General features: G+C 71.2%; 19 protein-coding genes and 1 pseudogene. 10 read left to right on the top strand and 10 right to left on the bottom strand.

The window, feature by feature from the left end; all coding sequences use genetic code 11:
• The first annotated feature begins 62 nt into the window (after positions 1-62).
• On the top strand, positions 63-494 hold the full coding sequence (locus ID574_RS25645) for a carboxymuconolactone decarboxylase family protein (RefSeq protein ID WP_188191526.1): 432 nt from the start codon (positions 63-65) through the stop codon (positions 492-494).
• Between the two features lie 186 nt (positions 495-680).
• Here ID574_RS25645 and ID574_RS25640 read toward each other — a convergent pair whose 3' ends face one another.
• From ID574_RS25640 to ID574_RS25615, 6 genes are read right to left on the bottom strand one after another with little or no spacing between them, the layout of a single operon-like run.
• Positions 681-1,844: a lipid-transfer protein gene (locus ID574_RS25640; RefSeq protein WP_188191912.1), complete on the bottom strand. Its 1,164-nt coding sequence runs from the start codon at positions 1,842-1,844 to the stop codon at positions 681-683.
• Positions 1,841-2,254, bottom strand: a complete 414-nt coding sequence (locus tag ID574_RS25635) for a MaoC family dehydratase (RefSeq protein ID WP_188191525.1) — start codon at positions 2,252-2,254, stop codon at positions 1,841-1,843. The genes ID574_RS25640 and ID574_RS25635 overlap by 4 nt, the downstream gene beginning before the upstream one ends.
• Positions 2,251-3,147 carry a bifunctional MaoC family dehydratase N-terminal/OB-fold nucleic acid binding domain-containing protein gene (locus tag ID574_RS25630; protein WP_188191524.1) on the bottom strand — a complete coding sequence of 299 codons (897 nt, stop codon included), beginning with the start codon at positions 3,145-3,147 and terminating at the stop codon, positions 2,251-2,253. The genes ID574_RS25635 and ID574_RS25630 overlap by 4 nt, the downstream gene beginning before the upstream one ends.
• Positions 3,148-3,155: 8 nt before the next feature.
• Positions 3,156-4,310: an acyl-CoA dehydrogenase family protein gene (locus tag ID574_RS25625; protein WP_188191523.1), complete on the bottom strand. Its 1,155-nt coding sequence runs from the start codon at positions 4,308-4,310 to the stop codon at positions 3,156-3,158.
• On the bottom strand, positions 4,310-5,347 hold the full coding sequence (locus ID574_RS25620; protein WP_188191522.1) for an acyl-CoA dehydrogenase family protein: 1,038 nt from the start codon (positions 5,345-5,347) through the stop codon (positions 4,310-4,312). Before ID574_RS25620 ends, ID574_RS25625 begins: the two co-directional genes overlap by 1 nt.
• Positions 5,347-6,948, bottom strand: a complete 1,602-nt coding sequence (locus tag ID574_RS25615; protein ID WP_188191521.1) for an AMP-binding protein — start codon at positions 6,946-6,948, stop codon at positions 5,347-5,349. The genes ID574_RS25620 and ID574_RS25615 overlap by 1 nt, the downstream gene beginning before the upstream one ends.
• 244 nt (positions 6,949-7,192) lie before the next feature.
• On the opposite strand from ID574_RS25615, the gene ID574_RS25610 reads away from it, so the two are divergent.
• Positions 7,193-7,789: a TetR family transcriptional regulator gene (locus tag ID574_RS25610; protein ID WP_223167127.1), complete on the top strand. Its 597-nt coding sequence runs from the start codon at positions 7,193-7,195 to the stop codon at positions 7,787-7,789.
• Positions 7,790-8,031: 242 nt separating this feature from the next.
• The gene (locus tag ID574_RS25605) at positions 8,032-8,967 is read left to right on the top strand and encodes an NADP-dependent oxidoreductase (RefSeq protein ID WP_188191911.1); all 936 of its coding nucleotides are present in this window, start codon (positions 8,032-8,034) and stop codon (positions 8,965-8,967) included.
• A gap of 49 nt (positions 8,968-9,016) precedes the next feature.
• Here ID574_RS25605 and ID574_RS25600 read toward each other — a convergent pair whose 3' ends face one another.
• Entirely contained in the window at positions 9,017-9,274 is a 258-nt protein-coding gene (locus ID574_RS25600; protein WP_188191519.1) for a hypothetical protein, read from the bottom strand.
• A 97-nt stretch (positions 9,275-9,371) separates the two neighbouring features.
• Between ID574_RS25600 and ID574_RS25595 the strand changes: the two genes are divergently transcribed.
• The 5 genes and pseudogenes from ID574_RS25595 to ID574_RS60095 all read left to right on the top strand — a co-directional run.
• The gene (locus ID574_RS25595) at positions 9,372-10,361 is read left to right on the top strand and encodes a sigma-70 family RNA polymerase sigma factor (protein ID WP_188191518.1); all 990 of its coding nucleotides are present in this window, start codon (positions 9,372-9,374) and stop codon (positions 10,359-10,361) included.
• A 42-nt stretch (positions 10,362-10,403) separates the two neighbouring features.
• Positions 10,404-11,519 carry a steroid 3-ketoacyl-CoA thiolase gene (locus ID574_RS25590; RefSeq protein WP_188191517.1) on the top strand — a complete coding sequence of 372 codons (1,116 nt, stop codon included), beginning with the start codon at positions 10,404-10,406 and terminating at the stop codon, positions 11,517-11,519.
• A 13-nt stretch (positions 11,520-11,532) separates the two neighbouring features.
• On the top strand, positions 11,533-12,552 hold the full coding sequence (locus ID574_RS25585; RefSeq protein WP_188191516.1) for an MBL fold metallo-hydrolase: 1,020 nt from the start codon (positions 11,533-11,535) through the stop codon (positions 12,550-12,552).
• Between the two features lie 25 nt (positions 12,553-12,577).
• Positions 12,578-13,258, top strand: coding sequence for a FadR/GntR family transcriptional regulator (locus ID574_RS25580; protein WP_188191515.1), 681 nt, complete (start codon positions 12,578-12,580; stop codon positions 13,256-13,258).
• Between the two features lie 259 nt (positions 13,259-13,517).
• Positions 13,518-13,949: pseudogene (locus ID574_RS60095) on the top strand (MmyB family transcriptional regulator); the annotation flags it as partial.
• Here the strand turns inward: ID574_RS60095 and arfA are convergent.
• Complete coding sequence (arfA, locus tag ID574_RS25565) at positions 13,942-15,438, bottom strand: arabinosylfuranosidase ArfA (protein ID WP_188191513.1); 1,497 nt, start codon at positions 15,436-15,438, stop codon at positions 13,942-13,944. The pseudogene ID574_RS60095 and the gene arfA sit on opposite strands and share 8 nt — an antisense overlap.
• Positions 15,439-15,528: 90 nt before the next feature.
• Here arfA and ID574_RS25560 point away from each other — a divergent pair, with 90 nt between their 5' ends.
• Both ID574_RS25560 and ID574_RS25555 read left to right on the top strand, forming a co-directional pair.
• Positions 15,529-16,563 (top strand): LacI family DNA-binding transcriptional regulator, encoded by a 1,035-nt coding sequence (locus ID574_RS25560; RefSeq protein WP_188191512.1) that lies wholly within the window; start codon positions 15,529-15,531, stop codon positions 16,561-16,563.
• 10 nt (positions 16,564-16,573) lie between these two features.
• Positions 16,574-17,521, top strand: a complete 948-nt coding sequence (locus ID574_RS25555; protein WP_188191511.1) for a DNA polymerase ligase N-terminal domain-containing protein — start codon at positions 16,574-16,576, stop codon at positions 17,519-17,521.
• Positions 17,522-17,886: 365 nt separating this feature from the next.
• Here the strand turns inward: ID574_RS25555 and ID574_RS25550 are convergent, their stop codons facing one another.
• Positions 17,887-18,819, bottom strand: coding sequence for an aldo/keto reductase (locus tag ID574_RS25550; RefSeq protein WP_188191510.1), 933 nt, complete (start codon positions 18,817-18,819; stop codon positions 17,887-17,889).
• A 386-nt stretch (positions 18,820-19,205) separates the two neighbouring features.
• Entirely contained in the window at positions 19,206-20,126 is a 921-nt protein-coding gene (locus ID574_RS25545) for an ABC transporter permease (RefSeq protein ID WP_223167059.1), read from the bottom strand.
• Positions 20,127-20,141: the final 15 nt, after the last annotated feature.

Here is a 20,141-nt window from a genome sequence, read left to right as displayed (position 1 = left end):
ACGGACCGAATCCCGAAGCATTGGAGACAGAACCATGGAAGCACGGATGGGGTCACCCCGCGATGGTCGTGCCCGGCGCGATGCAGGCGCTGCTCGGCCTCGGCAAGACCATCGAGGGCGGCAGCGTGCCGAAGCAGCTGCTCGACCTCGTCTACCTGCGGGCCAGCCAGATCAACGGCTGCGGCGTGTGCGTGGACATGCACGCCCGCGACCTGAAGAAGAACGGTGAGAGCGACGAGCGGCTGTGGTCGGTGGCCGCGTGGCGCGAGGCCCCGTACTTCACCGGCGAGGAGAGGGCCGCGCTGGCGCTCGCCGAGGCCGTCACCCGGTTGAGCGACCGGCCGGAGGCGGTGTCCGACGAGGTGTGGGAGGCGGCGGCCGATCACTTCGACGAGGTCCAGCTGGGCACGCTCCTCATGGGCATCGCCACGGTGAACCTGTGGAACCGCCTCAACGCCTCCACCCGTCAGGTGGCCGGCGCCTGGACCGGCTGAGCCGCACCGCGGTCACGCCGCACACGGCCACCCAAGGCACGCCGCACACGGCCGCCCGAGGCACGTCAGGCGCGGCCGCCCGAGGCACGCCAGGCGTGCCCGCCCATGCCGCCGTCGGCCGCCGGGCTCCTCTACCTCAGAGGACCTCTGCCGACGTGCGGTCGTGGGAACCTGCGGAGGCCGGGCCTATGCCGCCGAGAGGATCAGGCCGCTCGTCGGCACGCCGGTACCGGCCGTGACCAGGACGTTGGCAACGCCGCTGAGCTGGTTGGCGGCGGTGCCGCGGATCTGGCGCACCGCCTCGGCGATGCCGTTCATGCCGTGGATGTACGCCTCCCCGAGCTGCCCGCCGTGCGGGTTGACCGGGAGGCGGCCGTCCAGTTCGATCCCGCCGTCCGCGATCAGGCCGGGCGCCTCGCCGCGCCCGCAGAAGCCCAGCTCTTCCAGCTGGGCCAGGACGAACGGGGTGAAGTGGTCGTACAGGATGGCGGTCTGGATGTCGCGCGGCGACAGCCCCGACATCGCCCAGAGCTGCCGGCCGACGAGGGACATCTCGGGCAGACCGCTCATGTCATCGCGGTAGTAGCTGGTCATCATCATCTGGCCGGCCCCGGATCCCTGGGCGGCCGCCATGATCACCGCGGGCGACCGGCGCAGGTCCCTGGCGCGCTCGGCGGACGTCACGACCAGGGCCACCGCGCCGTCGCTCTCCTGGCAGCAGTCGAGCAGGTGCAGCGGCTCCACGATCCACCGGGACGCCTGGTGCTCCTCCAGCGTGATCGGCCGCCCGTGGAACCAGGCGGCCGGGTTGGTGGCCGCGTGGCGGCGCATGGCCACCGCGACCCGGCCGAAGTCCTCCGACGTGGCGTCGTACACGTGCATGTAACGCCGCGCGAACATGGCGACCCACGCCGCCGGGGTCATCAGCCCGTACGGCACGTGCCAGCTCATCTCCAGGCCCTGGGAGGTGGGCTCGCCGGTCAGGCGGGAGTTCGGCTGGCCGAAGCGGCGGCCGGAGCGCTCGTTGAACGCCCGGTAGCAGACGACCGTCCTGGCCATGCCCGTGGCCACGGCCATGGCCGCGTGCGCGACGGTGCCGCAGGCCGCCCCGCCGCCGTACTCGACGCGGGAGAAGAACGTCAGGTCGCCAATCCCGGTCTCCCTCGCGACGGCGATCTCCTGGTTGGAGTCCTGGCTGAAGGTGACCAGGCCGTCCACGTCGCCCGGCGACAGCCCGGCGTCGTCGAGCGCCGCCAGCACGGCCTCGGCGGCCAGCCGCAGCTCCGAACGCCCTGACTTCTTGCTGAACTCGGTGGCGCCGATGCCGGCGATGGCGGCGCGTCCGCTCAACACGGCTCGCCCTCCTTCGGGAAGGTGAGCGTGACAGTGCCGGTGGCGTGGGCGCCCAGGCTCACCTTGCCGTGCACCTCGACCGTGACCTGGCCGTCCTCGCGCGACACCACGGTGCCGCCGAAGCTGAGGCGGTCCCCGGCGTACGCGGGGACGCCCAGCTTGACGTTGATGCGCTTGATGACGGCCGCCGGTCCCGCCCAGTCGGTGACGTACCGCTCGACCAGGCCCATCGTGGTGAGGATGTTGAGGAAGATGTCCTTCGAGCCCTGCGCGCGGGCGAGCTGCGGGTCGTGGTGCACCGGGGTGAAGTCCATGGTCGCCAGGGCCGTGGAGACGACCATGGTCGGCGTGAGGTCGATGGACAGCTCCGGCAGCGCGGCGCCGATCTCGGCGAGCTCCTCGGTCATGGCTCCCCCGGCGCCCACATCGGCAGGACGAGCTCGGCGTCCATGGGACGGTACGTCACGCGTAACGACATACCGACACGCACCTCCTCGATCGGGCAGTCCACGAGGTTGCCCACGATCCGTACGCCCTCCGGCAGCTCCACCACACCCACCACGAACGGCGTCTCGCGGCCGGGCACCGGCGGGTGGTGGTGCACGACGTAGCTGTAGAGGGTTCCTTCGCCGCTCGCGAGGACGTACGAGCGGTTGGCCGAGCGGCAGTGCGGGCACAGCGGGCCCGGCGGGTGGCGCAGCAGGCCGCAGTCGGCGCAGCTCTGGATGCGCAGCTCGCGGCTCCGCACGCCCTCCCAGAAGAACGCGGTGTCCTGGTTGACGGCGGGCTGGAGCGGATACGGCTCCTGGGATTTCGTGGCGGGCGGGCGAAATTTCAGGACACGGAACAGCATCTCGGCCACCGGCTCGTCGTCCTCGGCGTACCAGGTGACGTTCCAGGTGGCGAAGTAGCCCACGCCCAGCGCGGTCCGCTTGGGCCCCGCCAGGTCGGTGAACCTGGTCGCCGGGGTGAGGCGCTCCCCCAGGCGGGCGTACCGGTGGTAGGTCTGCTCGCAGTTGGTCGCCACCACGCCCGTGTAGCCGGCGGCGTTGAGCGCGGTCAGCACGTCGTCCACCGGGGACCGGTCCTTGCCCGTGGCACTCAGCCCCTGCATGGTCCACACCTGGGCCATCGCCGGCGGGGCGACGCCCCGGTCCAGGTAGACCGGGTTCTCGTCGCCCATGGCGGCCAGCCAATGCCTGATCATCGGGGCGTTCACCGGGTCGGGCGCCGGGGTGCCGCGTACCTCTCCCAGCGCCGCCTGCTTCTCCGCGAGGTCGTGGAGCTCCTCGTCCGTCATCGGCCCCGTCATCGCGGCGGCCTCGGCAGGCTCAGGCCCAGCATCGCGATCAGCTCGCGCTGCACCTCGTTGACCCCGCCGCCGAACGTCAGCACCACGGCGCCCTTCACCCCGTGGTCGAGGCGTTCGAGCAGCTCGGCCGTCTCGGGGTCGGCCGGGTCGCCGTACCTGGACAGGACGTCGCAGACGATCCTGCCGACCTCCTGCATGCGCTCGGAGCCGTAGATCTTGGTGGCCGACGCGTCGGGAGCGCCCAGCCAGCCGAGGTCCATGTTGGCGGCCACCTGCCAGTTGAGCAGCTCGTTCGTACGCAGGGCCACCCACACCCGGGCCAGCGCGCGCCGCACGTCGGGGTGCTCCACCAGGCCGGTGCGCCTGGCCCAGGCCAGGAAGCGGTCGTAGGTCTGGCCGATGTTGCCGGCGGGGCCGAGTGTGACGCGTTCGTGGTTGAGCTGGTTGACGATCAGGTCCCAGCCCCGGTCCACCTCGCCGACCACCATGGTCACGGGGACGCGGACGTCGGAGTAGTAGGTGGCGTTGGTGTGGTGGCGGCCGTCCATGGTCGTGATCGGGGTCCACGAGAAGCCGGGGTCGTCCGTGGAGACGATCATCATGGTGATGCCCTTGTGCTTCTTGGCCTCGGGGTTCGTGCGGGCGGCCAGCCAGATGTACTGGGCGTAGTGCGCCCCGCTGGTGAAGATCTTCTGGCCGTTGACGACGTAGTGGTCGCCGTCGAGCACCGCCGTGGTGCGCAGGGACGCCAGGTCGGTGCCGGCCTCGGGCTCGCTGTAGCCGATCGCGAAATGGCACTCGCCGGCGAGGATGCGCGGCAGGAAGAGGTCCTTCTGCTCCTGGGTGCCGTACTGCATGAGCGTCGGGCCGACGGTCTGCACCGTGATGATCGGATACGGCACGCCGGCCCGGGCGATCTCGTTGGCGAAGATCTGCTGCTCCATGGGGCCGTAGCCACCGCCGCCGTACTGCTTGGGCCAGCCGAGGCCGAGCTTGCCGTCGCGGCCGAGGCGGCGGCAGTGCGCCATGTAGGCCTCGCCGAACGGGTCCTCGGCGATCTTCCTGCGGTCCTCGTCGGTGAGGCAGTTCTGGAAGTACTCGCGGAGCTCGTCGCGGAGCCTGCGTTGCTCTGGGGTCAGGTCGATCAGCATCAGACGAGCGCTCCGATCAGGTCCAGCTGGGCGTCGGCGCCGCCGAGCAGGTGGGACAGGTGCTTGGCCTGGGCGAAGTAGCGGTGCAGCGGGTAGGTCACGTCGAGGCCGAGGCCGCCGTGCAGGTGCTGGCAGGTGTAGAGGGCCTTGAACGCCTCGCTCACGTGGTACGCGGCCAGCGCCAGGTCCTGCTCGGCCGGCAGCCCCTCGCCCAGCCGCCAGACCGCCGACCACATGGCCACGTCCAGCGCCCGCCCGGCGATGTAGACGTCGGCGATCTGCATGGTCACGGCCTGGAACTCGGCCAGCGCCCGGCCGAACTGCTTCCTGGTCCTGATGTAGGACGTGGTGAGCTCCAGCGCCCCGGCCAGGACGCCGCTCGCCTGCGCGGCGACGGCGGCCGTGAAGAGCCGCCCGGTCCCGGCGACCGCCTCGGGCCCCGCCACCCGCTCGGCCGGCGTGCCGTCCAGCACGAGCGTGGCGGCGGGCTCACCCGTGGAGGTGAACTCCGGCGCGAACGCCGGCGCCGCCCCGGATGCCGCGGCCGACCGCGGCTCCACCAGGAACAGGCCCTCATCCGCGCTGACCAGCACCGCCGCTCCCGGATACAGGACCGAGACCTTGCGCCCGGTCAGAGCCCAACCGTCACCGACCGGCCGCGCGGCGGTGACGGGCGGGTCAGCGAGGGCGCGGCCGGGCTCACGGAGCGCGAGGGTCACGCGGCCGTCCGGTGCGCCCTCGCCGCTCACGTCGCCGCTGTGGCGTCGCTGCTGGTCAAGGGTGCCGTAGCGGGCCAAGGCGAGGGTGCCCGCCAGCGTCGGCAGGGCGGGCACCGGCGCCGCCCGCGCGCCGACCTCCCGCAGCACCACGGCCATCTCCACCGGCCCGAGCCCGGCGCCGCCCGCCTCCTCCGGCACGCACACGCTCATCAGCCCGGCCTGCCGCAACCGCTCCTCGCCGGTATCCCCTTCCTTGGAGAGGACCTCGGCGGCCAGTTTCCGCAAATCCTGCTGCGTTTCGTCCAGGTTGAAATCCACTACGTCTCCAAGAGGTGTTGCCTGCCGTGCCGTACGAACTCCTCCTCGATCCCCTTGGCGTCCGCGTCGGTGAGCCGCCGGAGCCCCGCGGGCGTGCGCCACCAGACCGGGTCGCCCGTGCGCCAGCCCTCCCGGGCGAGGACCCGCTTGAGCACCTTGTGCGAGGGCGTCTGGGGCAGGTGATCGGAGAGCCGGATGTAGCGGGGTGCGGACTTGGCGCCGAGATCGCGGCGGGAGGCCAGGAAGGCGGTGAACGCCTCCGGGTCGAAGACCCCGTCCAGCACCAGCGCCGCCATGACCTGGTCGCCGGCCGCCGCGTCGGGCACCGGGTAGACGGCCGCCTCGATCACCCCGGGGAACTCCCGCAACGCGGCCTCGATGGGGGCGACGGCCAGGTTCTCGCCGTCCACGCGCAGCCGCTCGGTGCCGCGTCCGGCGAAGAACACGTACCCGTCCGCGTCCTGGTAGGCCAGGTCCCCCGACCAGAACGCGCCGTCCCTGACCCGCTCGGCGTCGGCCTCCGGATCGTTGTAGTAGCCCTCGAACAGGCCCAGCCCGGAGGTGTTGACCAGCTCGCCCACCGCCTCGTCCGGGTTGAGCAGGCGGCCGTCCTCGACACGGGCGGGCGGGCACGGCCGTCCCGTGAAGGGGTCGAGGATCGCTACGCCCTCGGGCAGCCGGCCGAGGCAGCCCGGCGGGCCGGACGGGTCGGGGGTGAGCGAGATGGCCGTCTCCGTGGAGCCGAAGGCGTCGATCACGCGACACCCGAACCGCTCCCCGAACCGCCTGGTCGCGACCGCGCTCCCCTCGTTCCCGAACGCGATCTCGAGTGGGTTGTCGGCGTCGTCCGGGCGCTCGGGCGTGGCGAGGACGTAGGAGAGCGCCTTGCCGACGTAGTGCAGGTATGTGCATCCGTACCGTCTGACGTCGGGCAGCAGCCCCGAGGCCGAGAAGCGCCGCCGCAGGGCCAGCGCTGCACCCGACGCCACCGCGGGGGCGTAGGCGGCCATGAGGGCGCCGGAGTGGAACAGCGGCATCGAGCAGTAGACGACGTCGTCGGGCGTGAGCAGCGCGCCCAGGCTCGTCCCCGGCACGGCGATCTTGCGCTGGGTGATCCGGACGGCCCGCGGGCGGCCCGAGGTGCCGGAGGTGAAGATCAGCATGACGAGGTCGCCGGGCGCGGGCTCGGACGGCTGTCCCAGGCCGGCGCTCGTGTCGAGGCTGGACAGGGGTACGGACTCCACGCCCAGCGCCTCGGACACCGGCCGGGCCAGGGCCTCGTGGGGAGCGTCCCACAGGAGCAGGTCGACGTCGGTGGCGCGGGAGTCGCGGATCAGCTCGTCGACCGACCGCGTGGGGTTCAGCGCCACGACCACGTGCCCGCCGAGGGCCGCGCCGCCCAGCAGGAAGAGCAGCTCTGGAACGTTCTCGCTGAGCACCCCGACGTGCAACCCGGCGCCGCGCCCGGAGAGCCACTCCCCGGCCGCCCGGCAGGCGGCGACGTGCGCGCGCCAGGACCATGTCGCGTCCTCGAACATCAGCCCAGGTCGGTCGTCCTCGGCCCGTGCGAGTAGCAGGGCCGCGAGGGTGTTCGCGGTCATGCCGCCTCCACCAAGCGCTCGGTCAGCCGAATCGCAAACTAGAACAGATTCTAATAGTTGTCCAGAGGGGGCCCATATGAGTAGATGTCGACATATCCGGGTAACGCCGTAGACATGGGCTGATAAGGCTTCTTTGTGACTCACCAGTAACAAGTCGTGGCCTCACAAAATCAGATAACGTGTTCTTATGCGCACTCCGCATGCGACAATCGCCGCGCCCTCATCCAGCGACACCGAGGGGACCATGGACAGCCACGCCACCACGGGCGGGCACAGCGTTCGTACGCGCAGCCAGCACCAGCGCCGCAAGCGCATCGTCCAGGCCGCGGCCGCACTGGCCTCGCGCGGCGGGGTCGAGGCCATGCAGATGCGCACGGTTGCCGAGCGCGCGGGCGTGGCGCTTGGCACGCTCTATCGCTACTTCCCCTCGAAGATGGACCTGGTCGTGGCGGTGGTCGGCGAGGAGATCGACCTTCTGGAAAACAGCATCGAGCGCCGGCCGCCCGGGGCGGCCACGCCGTCGAGCCGCGCGGTGGACGTGCTGATGCGCGCGACCCGCGGGCTGATGCGCGAGCCCGAGCTGGCCGACGCCCTCATCCGCTCCCTGATCATGGCCGAGGTGCAGACGCCCTTCGGCGACCGCATGACGGGGCTGCTGCTGCGGGTCTCGGCCGACGGGCTGACGCTGGAGCAGGCGAGCGAGGAGCAGCGCGATCTGGCGGGGTCGCTGGCCAGCGTGTGGGTGCAGGAGCTGCTGGAGATGCTCCGCGGGCGCCGTACATATGATCAGATCCAGCGTCGCATCGAGACCGCCGCGTCCCGGCTGCTCACCGACATCTGAGATCTTTTACGCGTTGCCGTGGCCTGCCACCCGCCGTCGCCGGCTCGCGTCTGTCCAGGGGCACGGCCGCTGACCGGTCAGTGGCGCGCCGCCGTTACGGTCGCGCACAGTGGGCCGCCCGCGTGGCGAGTCGTGAGCCGTCATCGCCCGACGGAGCCGGCGCATGGCCCGATCTTTACCCTTCCTGGCCTCTGGACCACTCGCGGGCCCAGCGGCAGCCGAGCAGGCTGGACGGCATGAAGATGAAGGCGATCAGCCAGGACGTCCTGGGCGGCCCGGACGTGCTGAAAATGGTTGAGGTCGACCGGCCGGAGCCCGGTCCGACCGAGGTGCTCGTCAGGGTGGAGGCGGCCGGCGTCAACCCGACCGACTGGAAGTTCCGCGCGAACGGCGGGATGCTGCGCCCGCCGTTCGTCCTCGGGTGGGACGTCTCGGGCGTGGTCGAGGCCGTCGGCCTCGGGCAGGCGCTCTACAAGCCGGGCGACGAGGTGTTCGGCATGCTCCGCTATCCGCAGGGGCACGGCGCCTACGCCGAGTACGTGACCGCGCCGTCCCGGCATTTCGTCCGCAAGCCCGCGAACATCGATCACGTCCAGGCGGCCGCGATCCCGCTCGCCGGGCTGACCGCCTACCAGGCGCTCGTGGACGTGGCCGGGCTGAAGGGCGGCCAGCGGGTGCTCATCCACGCCGCGGCCGGCGGAGTCGGCCACCTGGCGGTGCAGATCGCCAAGGCCCGGGGAGCCTATGTGATCGGCACGGCCAGCGCCGCCAAGCACGACTTCCTGCGCGGTCTGGGCGCCGACGAGCTCATCGACTACCGGACCGAGGACTTCTCCGAGATCGTCCGGGACGTGGACGTGGTGATCGACACGATCGGCGGCGACTACGGGCCGCGCTCGCTGCGCACCATGCGCAAGGGCGGCACGATCGTCTCGCTCACCCTCAGCCTGTTCGACCCGAGCGTGCACACGGTGGCGGCGGAGCTGGGGATCCGCTCGGAGACCATGCTGGTGGAGCCCGACCAGGCCGCCCTGCGGGCGATCGCGGCGCTGGTCGAGGCGGGACGCATGCGCGTCGAGGTGGCGGCGGTCCTGCCGCTGGCGGAGGCCGCCAAGGCGCACGAACTGGGCGAGACCAGCCGCACCACTGGCAAGATCGTCCTCTCGGTCCCCCGCTGATGTACGGCCTCCGCCGGGGCGCCCCCGCGGATCCCGGTGGAGGCCGGGTTCACAGGCCCGCGGCGTGGACGAGCTCGTCGTGCTGCTCGTCCTCCGTCTCCGGGCGGCCCGGCTTCAGCGCCGCCAGGGCGATGGCGAAGGACACGGCGACGAGGCCGGCCCCGATGAGGAACGTGAGCTGGTAGCCCCCGGTCAGCGCCACCGCCCCGGGCTGCCCCTCGGCGGCCGGCCGCTCGGTTCTGGTGGCCGACGGCATCCCGGTGCAAAGCACGGCGAGCGCCACCCGGCGTGAGCGATCCGTCGTCATGGTCATTCCCTTGCGTTTCGTCATGGGATCGCCCTTTATGACCGGCCCGAGGGAGAAAACTCATCGCGCTGTCGGTGGCGGGGTCTATACAGGGGGTATGAGCGACAAGCCGACGAACGAGGACTTCCTCCGACAGGCTGATCCGATGCGCCGCGAGTTGCTGGCGCACTGCTATCGCATGATGGGGTCGGTGCACGACGCCGAGGATCTCGTCCAGGAGACCTACCTGCGGGCGTGGCGGGCCTACGACGGCTTCGAGGGGCGTTCCTCGCTGCGTACGTGGCTCTACCGCATCGCCACCACCACCTGCCTGACCGCGCTCGAGAGCCGTGGCAGGCGGCCGCTGCCGACCGGGCTGGGCGCGCCCAGCTCCGACGCCACGGGCCCGCTGGTGCAGGACACCGAGGTGCCGTGGCTGGAGCCGGTGCCCGACGCGCTGGCCGGCGCGAGCGCCGACGATCCCGCCGCGATCGTGACCTCGCGCGAGAGCATCAGGCTCGCGCTGATCGCGGCGCTGCAGCACCTTCCGCCCCGGCAGCGCGCGGTGCTGATCCTGCGCGACGTGCTCAGGTGGAAGGCCGCCGAGGTGGCCGAGGCCGTCGGCCTGTCCACCGCGGCCGTCAACAGCATCCTGCAGCGGGCCAGGGCCCAGCTCAACGAGGTGTCGCCGAGCATGGACGACCCGGTGGAGCCGCTGGACGAGGAGCAGAAGGCCCAGCTCGACCGGTACGTCGCCGCCTTCGAGAACTACGACATCGACAGCCTGGTCGATCTGTTCACCAAGGACGCGATCTGGGAGATGCCGCCCTTCGTCGGCTGGTACCAAGGCCCGGAGTCGATCGTCGAGCTCATCAAGAGGCAGTGCCCCGCCAAGCACCATGGGGAGCTCAAGCTGGTCCCGATCGCCGCCAACGGCCAGTCGGCCTTCGCGATGTACTTCCGCGAGAACGGCGTCTACCGGCAGTTCTCCATCATGGTGGTGACGCTGTCCGGGGGCCGTGTGCGCCACGTGGGCATGTTCTTCGAGGAGAAGCTGTTCGAGACCTTCGGGTTGCCGTCGACGCTGGAGGCTTCCGCGACAAAGTAGAACGCGTTACAGTCGCGCCAGAGCATCGTTCTGGAGGCGACTGTGGGCACACCTGTGATCGTCGAGGCCGTTCGCACCCCCATCGGCAAGCGGGCGGGCTGGCTCGCCGAGCTCAAGCCGCAACAGGTTCTCGCCACCGCGCTCAACGGGCTCGTCCAGCGGTCGGGCATCGATCCGGCCGCCGTCGACCAGGTGTTCACCGGTTGCGTGACCCAGGCCGGCGAGCAGGGTGGGCACGTCGGGCGCCATGCGTGGCTGTATGCGGGGCTCCCCTATCAGACGGGCGTCACCACGCTGGACGCGCAGTGCGGGTCGTCGCAGCAGGCCGTGCACCTGGCGGCGGCGATGATCGGCGCGGGCGTGATCGAGGTCGGCGTCGGATGCGGCGTCGAGGTGATGAGCCGGGCGCCGCTCGGCAGCAACGTGCTGCCCGCCAAGCCCAAACCGGACGACTGGAGCATCGACCTGCCCGACCAGTTCACCGCGGCCGAGCGGATCGCGAAGCGGCGCGGGCTGACGCGCGAGCGGCTCGACTGGTTCGGAGCCCGCTCGCAGCGGCTGGCCGCCAAGGCGTGGGCCGACGGGCGGTTCGAGCGGGAGATCGTGCCGGTCGGCGACGTACGCAGAGATCAGGGGCTGCGGGAGACCACCGTGGAAGGGCTGGCCGGGCTCAAGCCGGTGCGGGAGGGCGCGCTGCACACCGCCGGCACGTCGTCGCAGATCTCCGACGGCGCCGCGGCCGTGCTGGTGATGAGCGAGCAGGCGGCGCGGCGGCATGGTCTGCGGCCCCGGGCCAGGATCCTGGCGCAGGCGCTGGTCGGCGCGGAGCCGTACTACCACCTGGACGGCCCCGTGGACGCGACGGCCAAGGTGCTGACGGCGGCCGGCATGACGATCGGCGACATCGACAGGTTCGAGGTGAACGAGGCGTTCGCCTCCGTCGTGCTGTCGTGGGCGAGCGTGCACGAGCCCGACCTGGACCGCGTCAACGTCAACGGCGGCGCGATCGCGCTCGGCCACCCCGTGGGCGCCACGGGCGCGCGGCTGATCACCACGGCGCTGCACGAGCTGGAGCGGTCGGACTCGTCGACCGCGCTGATCACCATGTGCGCGGGCGGGGCGCTGGCCACGGCCACGATCCTGGAGCGGATCACTTGATCGGGGGAGTGGTTTGAAGAGCAGACGCAGGCCGTACGCGCAGCAGCGCCCGCAGGACCTCGGCGGCGGGGTGTGGAGTGTGCCGGTGCCGATTCCCGGCAACCCGCTCGGCTACACGCTCGTCTACGCCGTGGAGTCGCCGAAGGGCCCCGTGCTGGTCGACGCGGGGTGGAACCATCCGGAGGCGTGGAAGGCGCTCAGCGGCGGCCTCGCGGCGCTCGGGATCGACGTGAGCACGGTGAGCGGGGTGGTCGTCACCCATTTCCATCCCGACCACGCCGGGCTCGCCGGGCAGGTCAAGGAGGCCTCCGGCGCGTGGATCGCCATGCACGAGAGCGACGCCGCGCTGGTCGACCTCATGCACGCCTACGGCGAGAGTGAGCACGCGAGCTTCCAGTCCGACATGCTCAAGCGGGCGGGGGCCGATCCCGGCGAGGCCATGGAGGCGGTGAGCCGGCCGACGCCGCCCGCCAAACCCGACCGCCGGCTCCGCGACGGCGACCTGGTGGACCTGCCGGGACGCAAGCTGCGGGCCGTGCATACGCCCGGCCACACCCCCGGGCACATCTGCCTGCACCTGGAGGACGCCGACCGGCTCTTCACCGGCGACCACGTCCTGCCGGACATCACCCCGCACATCGGCATCTATCCCTTCGACCGCGACGACATTGACCCTCTGGGCGACTTCCTGGACTCTTTGGACCGGGTTTGCGAGCTGGGGCCCCTTGACGCGCTTCCTGCCCATGAGTGGATATTTCCGGATGTGGCCGCGCGTGCCGCCGAGATCCGCCACCATCACGAGGAGAAGCTCGAACGGCTGCGCGCCCTCCTGGCTCAGCGGCCGGAGCCGCTGACCATCTGGGAGGTCGCCGCGATGATGACGTGGAACAGGCCGTGGGGCGAGTTGTCCCCCGTGCTGCGGAGCATGGCGGCCGGGGAGGCCGCGGCCCATTTGCGCACGCTGGAGGCCAGAGGCGGGGTGCGCCGGATTTCAGGGCTCGATCCCGTACGCTTCCAGGCTCTAGACTCCTAGACATCCGATGTCTAGGGAGAAAAGCGTGGCGGTCACCGACGCAGCCATCGACAAGATCAAGCAAATGATCGTCTCGGGCGAGCTGGCCCCGGGCGATCGGCTGCCCAAGGAGGCCGACCTGGCCGAGCGCCTCGGCCTCTCGCGCAACTCGCTGCGCGAGGCCGTACGCGCCCTGTCGCTGATCAACGTGCTCGACGTGCGCCAGGGCGACGGCACGTACGTCACCAGCCTGGAGCCGCGCCTGCTCCTCGACACCATGTCGTTCGTGCTCGACCTGCACCGCGACGACACGGTGCTGCAGTTCTTCGAGGTGCGCCGGATCCTCGAGCCGGCCGCCACGGCGATGGCCACCGAGCTGATGAGCGACGAGGAGATCGACGAGCTCCGCGTGATCCTGGAGTCGCTGCCCGCCGAGCCCACGGTCGAGGAGCTGGTGGCCAACGACCTGCGCTTCCATCAGCGGATCGCGCAGGGGTCTGGCAACAGCGTGCTTTGCTCGTTCATCGAGAGCCTGTCAGGTCCGACCACTCGGGCCAGGATCTGGCGGGGGCTCACCCAGGAGGGCGCGATGGAGAAGACCCGCGAGCAGCACACAGCCATCTACGAGGCCATCGCCGCCCGCCGGGCCGACGTCGCACGCTCCTGGGCGACCGTGCACGTGGCTGGTGTCGAGTCCTGGCTGCGCAAGGCCCTGGAGCTGGACTGATCACCAGGCGTAGGTGCCGCCGAGCTCGCTGAGGAAGACCCCGCTCGGGGCGTCGGGCATGGTGGCCGGTGGCCTGGCGGGCGATGTGCGCGCCGCCCTCGTCGGCCGTGAGCACGCCGAGGTGGCCGTTGAGGTCGGTGGCGCAGAACCCGGGCGAGACCGCGACCACTGTGATCGGGGTGTCGCGGAGCGCGCGGGCGTACATCACGGTGATGGCGTTGAGCGCGGCCTTGGAGGAGTTGTAGGCCAGCAGGGTCCCGCCCTCCCCGGCGACCGCAACATCGTCTGGCTCTTCTTCACCGAGCCCGACGCCAGGTGGCGGATGGACGACGACGCGTGGGGCTTCGTCCGGGAATGCGTGGCCGACCTGCGGGCCGCCGCGGCCCGCTACCCGGACGATCAGGGCATGCGCCGTCTCATCTCCCGGCTGCTGGCCGCCAGTCCCGAGTTCGCCGAGGTGTGGACGGGCGGCCACGACGTGACGGTGCGCAGGTCGTTGCGCAAGCGGGTGCGGCATCCCGCGCTGGGCTGGCTGGAGCTCGACTGCGAGACGCTGCACGTGCCCGAGGGCGACCAGTGGGTGGTGTTCTACACGGCCGCGCCGGGCTCGCCGTCGTACGAGGCACTGCGGCTGCTCAAGGTCATCGGTACGCAGGACCTGCAGCACGCACCGGATCGCGGGCTCATCTGAACGTCCCCTTCAGGAGGTTGAACGAGATCGGCGGGAGCACGGCCGTGAGCCGGTCGCCGTCGATGGCCGCGCCGGCCAGGGCGCGCGGCTCCACGCGCCGCGGCTCCCGCTCGGTGTTGCGCGCGCCCGGGTCGTCGTCGGCGACCGTGACGTGCGAGATCCCCGTCGCCCGCGGCAGCCCTCGCAGGTCGATCTCGATCGGCAGCGGCCGGTCGCCGCGGTTCACCGCGAAGACGGACAACTCGCCGTCGTCCAGGGTGGCGGCGGCCACGAGCACGGGCACCTCGCCGTACCGCTCGGTCGCCATGGCCGGGGCCGTGACCTGCGCCCGCAGCACCTGCCCCCGCGCGTGGCCGGCCGTGAGCGCGAACGGGTGGAAGATCGTCTGCCGCCAGGCCGGCCCGCCCGGCTCGGTGCGGATGGGGGCGATGACGTTGGCGAGCTGGGCCTGGCAGGCGATGCCGACCCGGTCGGCGTGGTTGAGCAGGGTGATGAGCAGGCTGCCGACGACGGCCGCGGCGGCCACGTCGTAGTCCTCCTCGATGATGCGCGGCGCGTGCGCCCAGTCCAGGCTGTCCTCGCCGCCGAACCGGGAATGCGACCAGACGTTCCACTCGTCGAAGGAGATCTTGAGCCGCTTGCGGCTGCCGAGCTTGGCGGCCACGTGGTCGGCCGTCGCGATCACGCCCTCGATCTGCTGCTCCATCTCCACGGCCGAGGCGAGATAGCCGGCGCGGTCGCCGGAGGCCGCGTCGTAGTAGTTGTGCGCGGAGATGTAGTCGACCTGGTCGTAGCAGTGCTCCAGCACCGTGGCCTCCCACGACGCGTACGTAGGGATGCGCACGTTGGAGCTGCCGCAGGCCACGAGCTCGATGGTCGGGTCCACGCGGCGCATGGCCTTGGCGGTCTCGAAGGCGAGCCTGCCGTACTCCTCGGCGGTCTTCCCGCCGATCTGCCAGGGCCCGTCCATCTCGTTGCCGAGGCACCAGACCTTGATCCCGTACGGCTCCCGTACGCCGTGCTTGATCCGTAGGTCCGACCAGCGCGTGCCGCCCGGGAAGTTGGTATATTCGAGCAGGTCGCGGGCCTCGCGCACACCCCTGGTGCCCAGGTTGACCGCCATCACCGGCTCGGCGCCGACCGCACGCAGCCAGGTCATGAACTCACCGAGGCCGAACGCGTTCGTCTCGATCTGCCGCCACGCCAGGTCGAGCCGGGTGGGCCGCTCGGCGGCCGGGCCGACGCCGTCCTCCCATTCGTAGTTGGAGACGAAGTTGCCGCCTGGGTAGCGCACGGCCGTCACGCCCATCTCCCGCGCCAGCTCGATGACATCACGGCGCAGCCCGTGCTCGTCGGCCTGTGGATGGCCGGGCTCGAACACGCCGGTATACACGCACCGTCCCATGTGCTCGACGAACGATCCGAACAGCCGCCGTTCCACCGGCCCGACCTCGAACGCCGGGTCCAGCGTCAGCTTGGCGGAATCCATGGGCAGTCCTCCTTGGCGCAGCCTCGAGTTTTGCCCCATCTATACATCGTTGTATTCAACGTTGTAAAGAAGTGCGTACACTTTCTCCTCATGGACAGACCTCGCGTCGGCCTCAAGGACGTGGCCCGGCTGGCCGGTGTCTCGGTGAAGACCGTCTCCAACGTGGTCAACGGCTACGTTCACGTCACCCCGGCCACCAGGACCCGGGTGGAGGCGGCCATCAAGGAGCTCAACTACCGGCCCAACCTGTCGGCCAGGAACCTGCGGCAGGGCCGGACCGGGATCATCGCGCTGGCGGTGCCCGAGCTGGACATTCCGTACTTCGCGGAGCTGGCCAGGCTCGTGGTGGCGGCGGCGGAGGAACGCGGGCTCACGGTGCTGATCGACCAGACCGGCGCCTCGCGGGAACGCGAGCAGCTCGTCGCCGAGGGCTTCCGCGCCCACCTCATCGACGGCGTGATCTTCAGCCCGCTCGCCCTGTCGTCCGAGGACCTCGCCGCCATTTGGGACGCCTCGCCCACCTCCCCGAGCCCCATCCCGACGGTGCTTCTGGGCGAGCGGGTGTACGAGGGGCCCGCCGACCACCTGGTGGTCGACAACGTGACCGCCGCGAAGGAGGCCACCCTCCACCTGGCCGCGCTCGGCCGCCGCCGCATCGCCGCCATCGGCGCCCAGGACGACGTGGCCGCCGAGACGTCCCGGCTGCGGCTGGCGGGCTACCGGCTGGCGCTGGAGGAGGCGGGGCTGCCCTGGGACGACCGACTGGTGGTGCCCGTGGAGGCGTACCATCGGGCCGACGGGGCCCGCGCCATGGCCCGGCTGCTCGACTCCGGCGCCGCCCCCGACGCCGCCTTCTGCTTCAACGACCTGCTGGCCCTCGGGGCGCTGCGGACGCTGCTGGAGCGGGGCCGCTCCGTCCCCGGGGACGTGGCGCTGGCCGGCTTCGACGACATCGAGGACGGGCGATACTCCACCCCGACCCTGACCACGATCTCGCCCGACAAGCAGTCGATCGCCCGCCAGGCGGTCGACCTGCTGGCGGCCCGCATGGCGTCGCGGGCCTCCGAGCCGAGGGAGATCCGGGTGCCGCACCGGCTCGTGGTGAGGGAGAGTACCGGCGGGTAGAAACCCGATCGTGTCGGACAAACTTGAGCGATATCGGAGCAAGCGCGACCCCACCCGTACCCCCGAGCCCGTTCCCGAGAAGAGCCCGTCCGGCGGGGGCGGCAACGCGTTCGTCATCCAGGAGCACCACGCGCGGTCCCTCCACTGGGATCTGCGCCTGGAACGCGGCGGCGTCCTGGTCTCCTGGGCCGTCCCCAAGGGCCTGCCCGCCGACCCCAAGACCAACCACCTGGCCGTGCACACCGAGGACCACCCGATGGAGTACCTCACCTTCCACGGCGAGATCCCCAAGGGCGAGTACGGCGGCGGCACCATGACCGTCTGGGACACCGGCACCTACGAGACGGAGAAGTGGTCGGACCGCGAGGTCAAGGTCGTCCTGCACGGCAAGCGCGCCACCGGCCGGTTCGTGCTGTTCCGGACGCGGGGCGACAACTGGATGATCCACCGCATGGACGGTCCCGCCCGCGAGCCCTTCCCCTCCCTCGACCCCATGCTGCCGACGGAGCGGGCCAAGCCCCCGAAGGACGCCTCCGCGTACGCCTTCGAGTTCGCGTGGGGCGGCCGCCGCCTCCTGGTCCCCGTCGAGGGCGGGCGCACCGACGCGGCCCGCGAGCATCCGTGGCTGCGGGCGCTGGCGGAGTCGTTCGGCAGCCGCACGGCGGTGCTGGACGGGGAGGTCGCCACGCTCGGGGGCGCGGAGATCCTGGTGTTCTACGACCTCCTGTACGACGACGGGCATTCGCTGGTCGAGCAGCCTTTCACGGTGCGACGGGCGGCCCTGGAGGCGCTAGGGGTGTCGGGGGCCCGCTGGCAGACCGCCCCGTCGTGGCCCGGCGAGCCGGGGCCGGTGCGGCAGGCAGCCCGTGAGCAGGGGCTTCCGGGGGTGGTGGCCAAACGCCTGGACTCGCCGTACGAACCGGGCCCGTCGAAGTCCTGGCTGTTCATCCCCGCATGAATCGACCGATCCACCATCAACATAGCGACCGATTCACCACGATGGCGGCGACCATGTAACCACGCACCTGGCGACCAACTCACCGTGATCATATCGGCCAAGTGGCCACGACAACGAACGGTTGGAGGGTTTCTGAAGCGGTCAGCCGGACGAACGCTCGACGTCGGCACGCAAACGCTTCCCTTTGGCGGCCGCATGCGGGCCCCATGCTCGTGAGCGTGTTGTGGGAGGTCGGATAGAGTCTCGTACGCCATCGGGCCGCCTTCCCCCTCGCGGGCTCCCAGCGGGCACCTCCGTGGTGCTGGAGGGGCGCCGTCTCCCGTCGCACGCCGGCGAACAGCCTGCGGCGGCACGGCGTAGTGGTTCTATCTTTCCTTGGACAGCAGCCCTCCAGACTCCAGGTCCTCCCACAACACCTCAGGAACCGGCTGCGACCACAGGGCGGCGTTGGTGGTGACCTCCTCCGGGGTGCGGGCGCCAAGGACGATCGTGGCGATGGCCGGGTGGCGCAGGGGGAAGGCCATGGCGGCCTGGGGCAGGGAGACGCCGTGGCGTTCGCAGACCTCGGCGATCCGGGTGGCCCGCTCCACCAGCGGCGCCGGAGCCGGCTGATAGTTGTAGGTGCCCGACGGCTTGGGGGTGGCCAGGATCCCGCTGTTGAAGACACCGGCCGCCAGCACCTTGACACCGCGTTCCGCGCACGCCTCCAGCAGCGGCAGGCCGGACTGGTCGAGCAGGGTGTAGCGCCCCGCGAGCATGACGACGTCGATGTCGGTCTCCTCGACGAAACGCAGCGGCACCTGCCACTGGTTCATGCCGACGCCGATCGCCTGCACCACGCCCTCGGCCCGCAGCTCGGCCAGCGCCGGGTACGCCTCGCCGAGCGCCTGCTCCACGTGGTCGTCGGGGTCGTGGATGAGTGCGATGTGGACGGCCGGGAGGCCCAGCCGTGTCATGGACTCCTCCAGCGACCTGCGTACGCCGTCCCGGGAGAAGTCCCACACCCGCTCCAGCTGGGCGGGCACGTCGAAGCCCTCCTGATCGCGGCCGGAAGGGGACGGCGAGGGGACGAGCAGGCGGCCGACCTTCGTCGACAGGACGTAGCCCGAGCGGCCGGCGAGCGCCGCCCCGAGGCGCCGCTCCGACAGGCCCAGCCCGTAGTGCGGCGCCGTGTCGAACAGGCGCACGCCGCTCTCCCACGCCGCGTCGACGGTGGCCCGGGCCTGCTCCTCCGACACCTCCTGGAACAGGTTGCCGATCGGCGCGCCCCCGAATCCGTGCCTGGGCAGCTCAATCACACCGCACCTCCCGAACGGCAACCCCTGAGCGTCACCAGCACACCGCACCTCCCGAACAACGATCCACGAATGTCGTCATCACTCCGCATGGAGCCCCTGAGCCGTCCAGCACGGCCCGCCCCGCGACGTCGCGCCCGTGATCGGGGGCGGCGGTGCGCATTCCCGCGGCCGACAGAGTACGGGCGGGCGCGGAGCACGCGGCACGCCCAAGAGCTTCGGCCGCGCCGTCGGGGCGGAGAACTCCAGCGGCGGTCCCGGCCGTCGTCCGGGCAGCCCTCCGCCGCTGAGGACCGCGAGCACCCGGCCTCGTGGATCTCCGGCCGGCCGCGCCTCCAAGGGGCGCGCCGGAGCCCGTCGAGCAGGAGGTGACCACCCCGGACGCGCCGTCAATCTTGTGCCTTTCCACCCGCGATCCGGCTGATCATCAGCGCGACCAGGATGATGCCGCCGTAGATGACCGGCTGCCAGAAGCCGGAGACGCCGATGAGCGTCAGGATGTTCTGCACCAGGCCGATCACCAGCACACCGGTGAGCGCGCCGAGGATCGTGCCCTTGCCGCCGTCCATGCTGACGCCGCCGATGACGGCAGCGGCGAACACCATGAAGATCCAGCCGACGCCCATGTTGTTGCCGATCGCCCCGAGGCGCCCGGTCTCCAGCAGGCCGGCCAGCGCGGCCAGCGTCCCGCCCACGATGAACACGCCGTACAGCACCCGGTCCACCCGGATGCCGGCGGCACGGGCGGCGTCGGTGTTGCCGCCGATGGCGTACAGCGCCCTCCCGATCCGGAGGTAGCCGAGACCGAAGATGCCGACCGCGAACAGCAGCCCGGCGATCCAGATGGACGCGGGCAGTCCGAGCCACGTGGCGCTGCCCAGGTAGTTGATCGAGTCGGGCAACTGGAACAGCGTCTTGCCCTCGGTCGGCCCGAGCAGGAACCCGTGCACGATGATCAACATGGCCAGCGTGACGATGAACGCCGACAGCTGGAACCTGATGATCAGAAACCCGTTGAAGGCGCCGATGGCCGCGCCGATCAGCAGCGCGAGCGGGATCGCCAGCGCCCCGGGCAGCCCGATCCCGAACCCGCCGGCCGACACCGGGATCACCAGCATCACCGCGATGGCGGGCGCGGTGCCGACCGTCGACTCCAGCGACAGGTCGAACTTCCCGGCGATGAGGATCATGGCCTCGGCCAGCACGAGGAGCGAGATCGCCGCCTGCTGCTGGAGCACGTTCGTCAGGTTGCCCAGGGTCAGGAAGTACGGATCCAGGAGCGAGCCCACGACGAGCAGGATCACGATCACCGGTACGAGCGTCAG

The organism is Nonomuraea sp. SYSU D8015 (assembly GCF_008065375.1).
Taxonomy (GTDB): Bacteria; Actinomycetota; Actinomycetes; order Streptosporangiales; family Streptosporangiaceae; genus Nonomuraea.
Note: the sequence above shows the minus strand (reverse complement) of the source record. Positions and strands in the feature narration are given on the sequence as shown.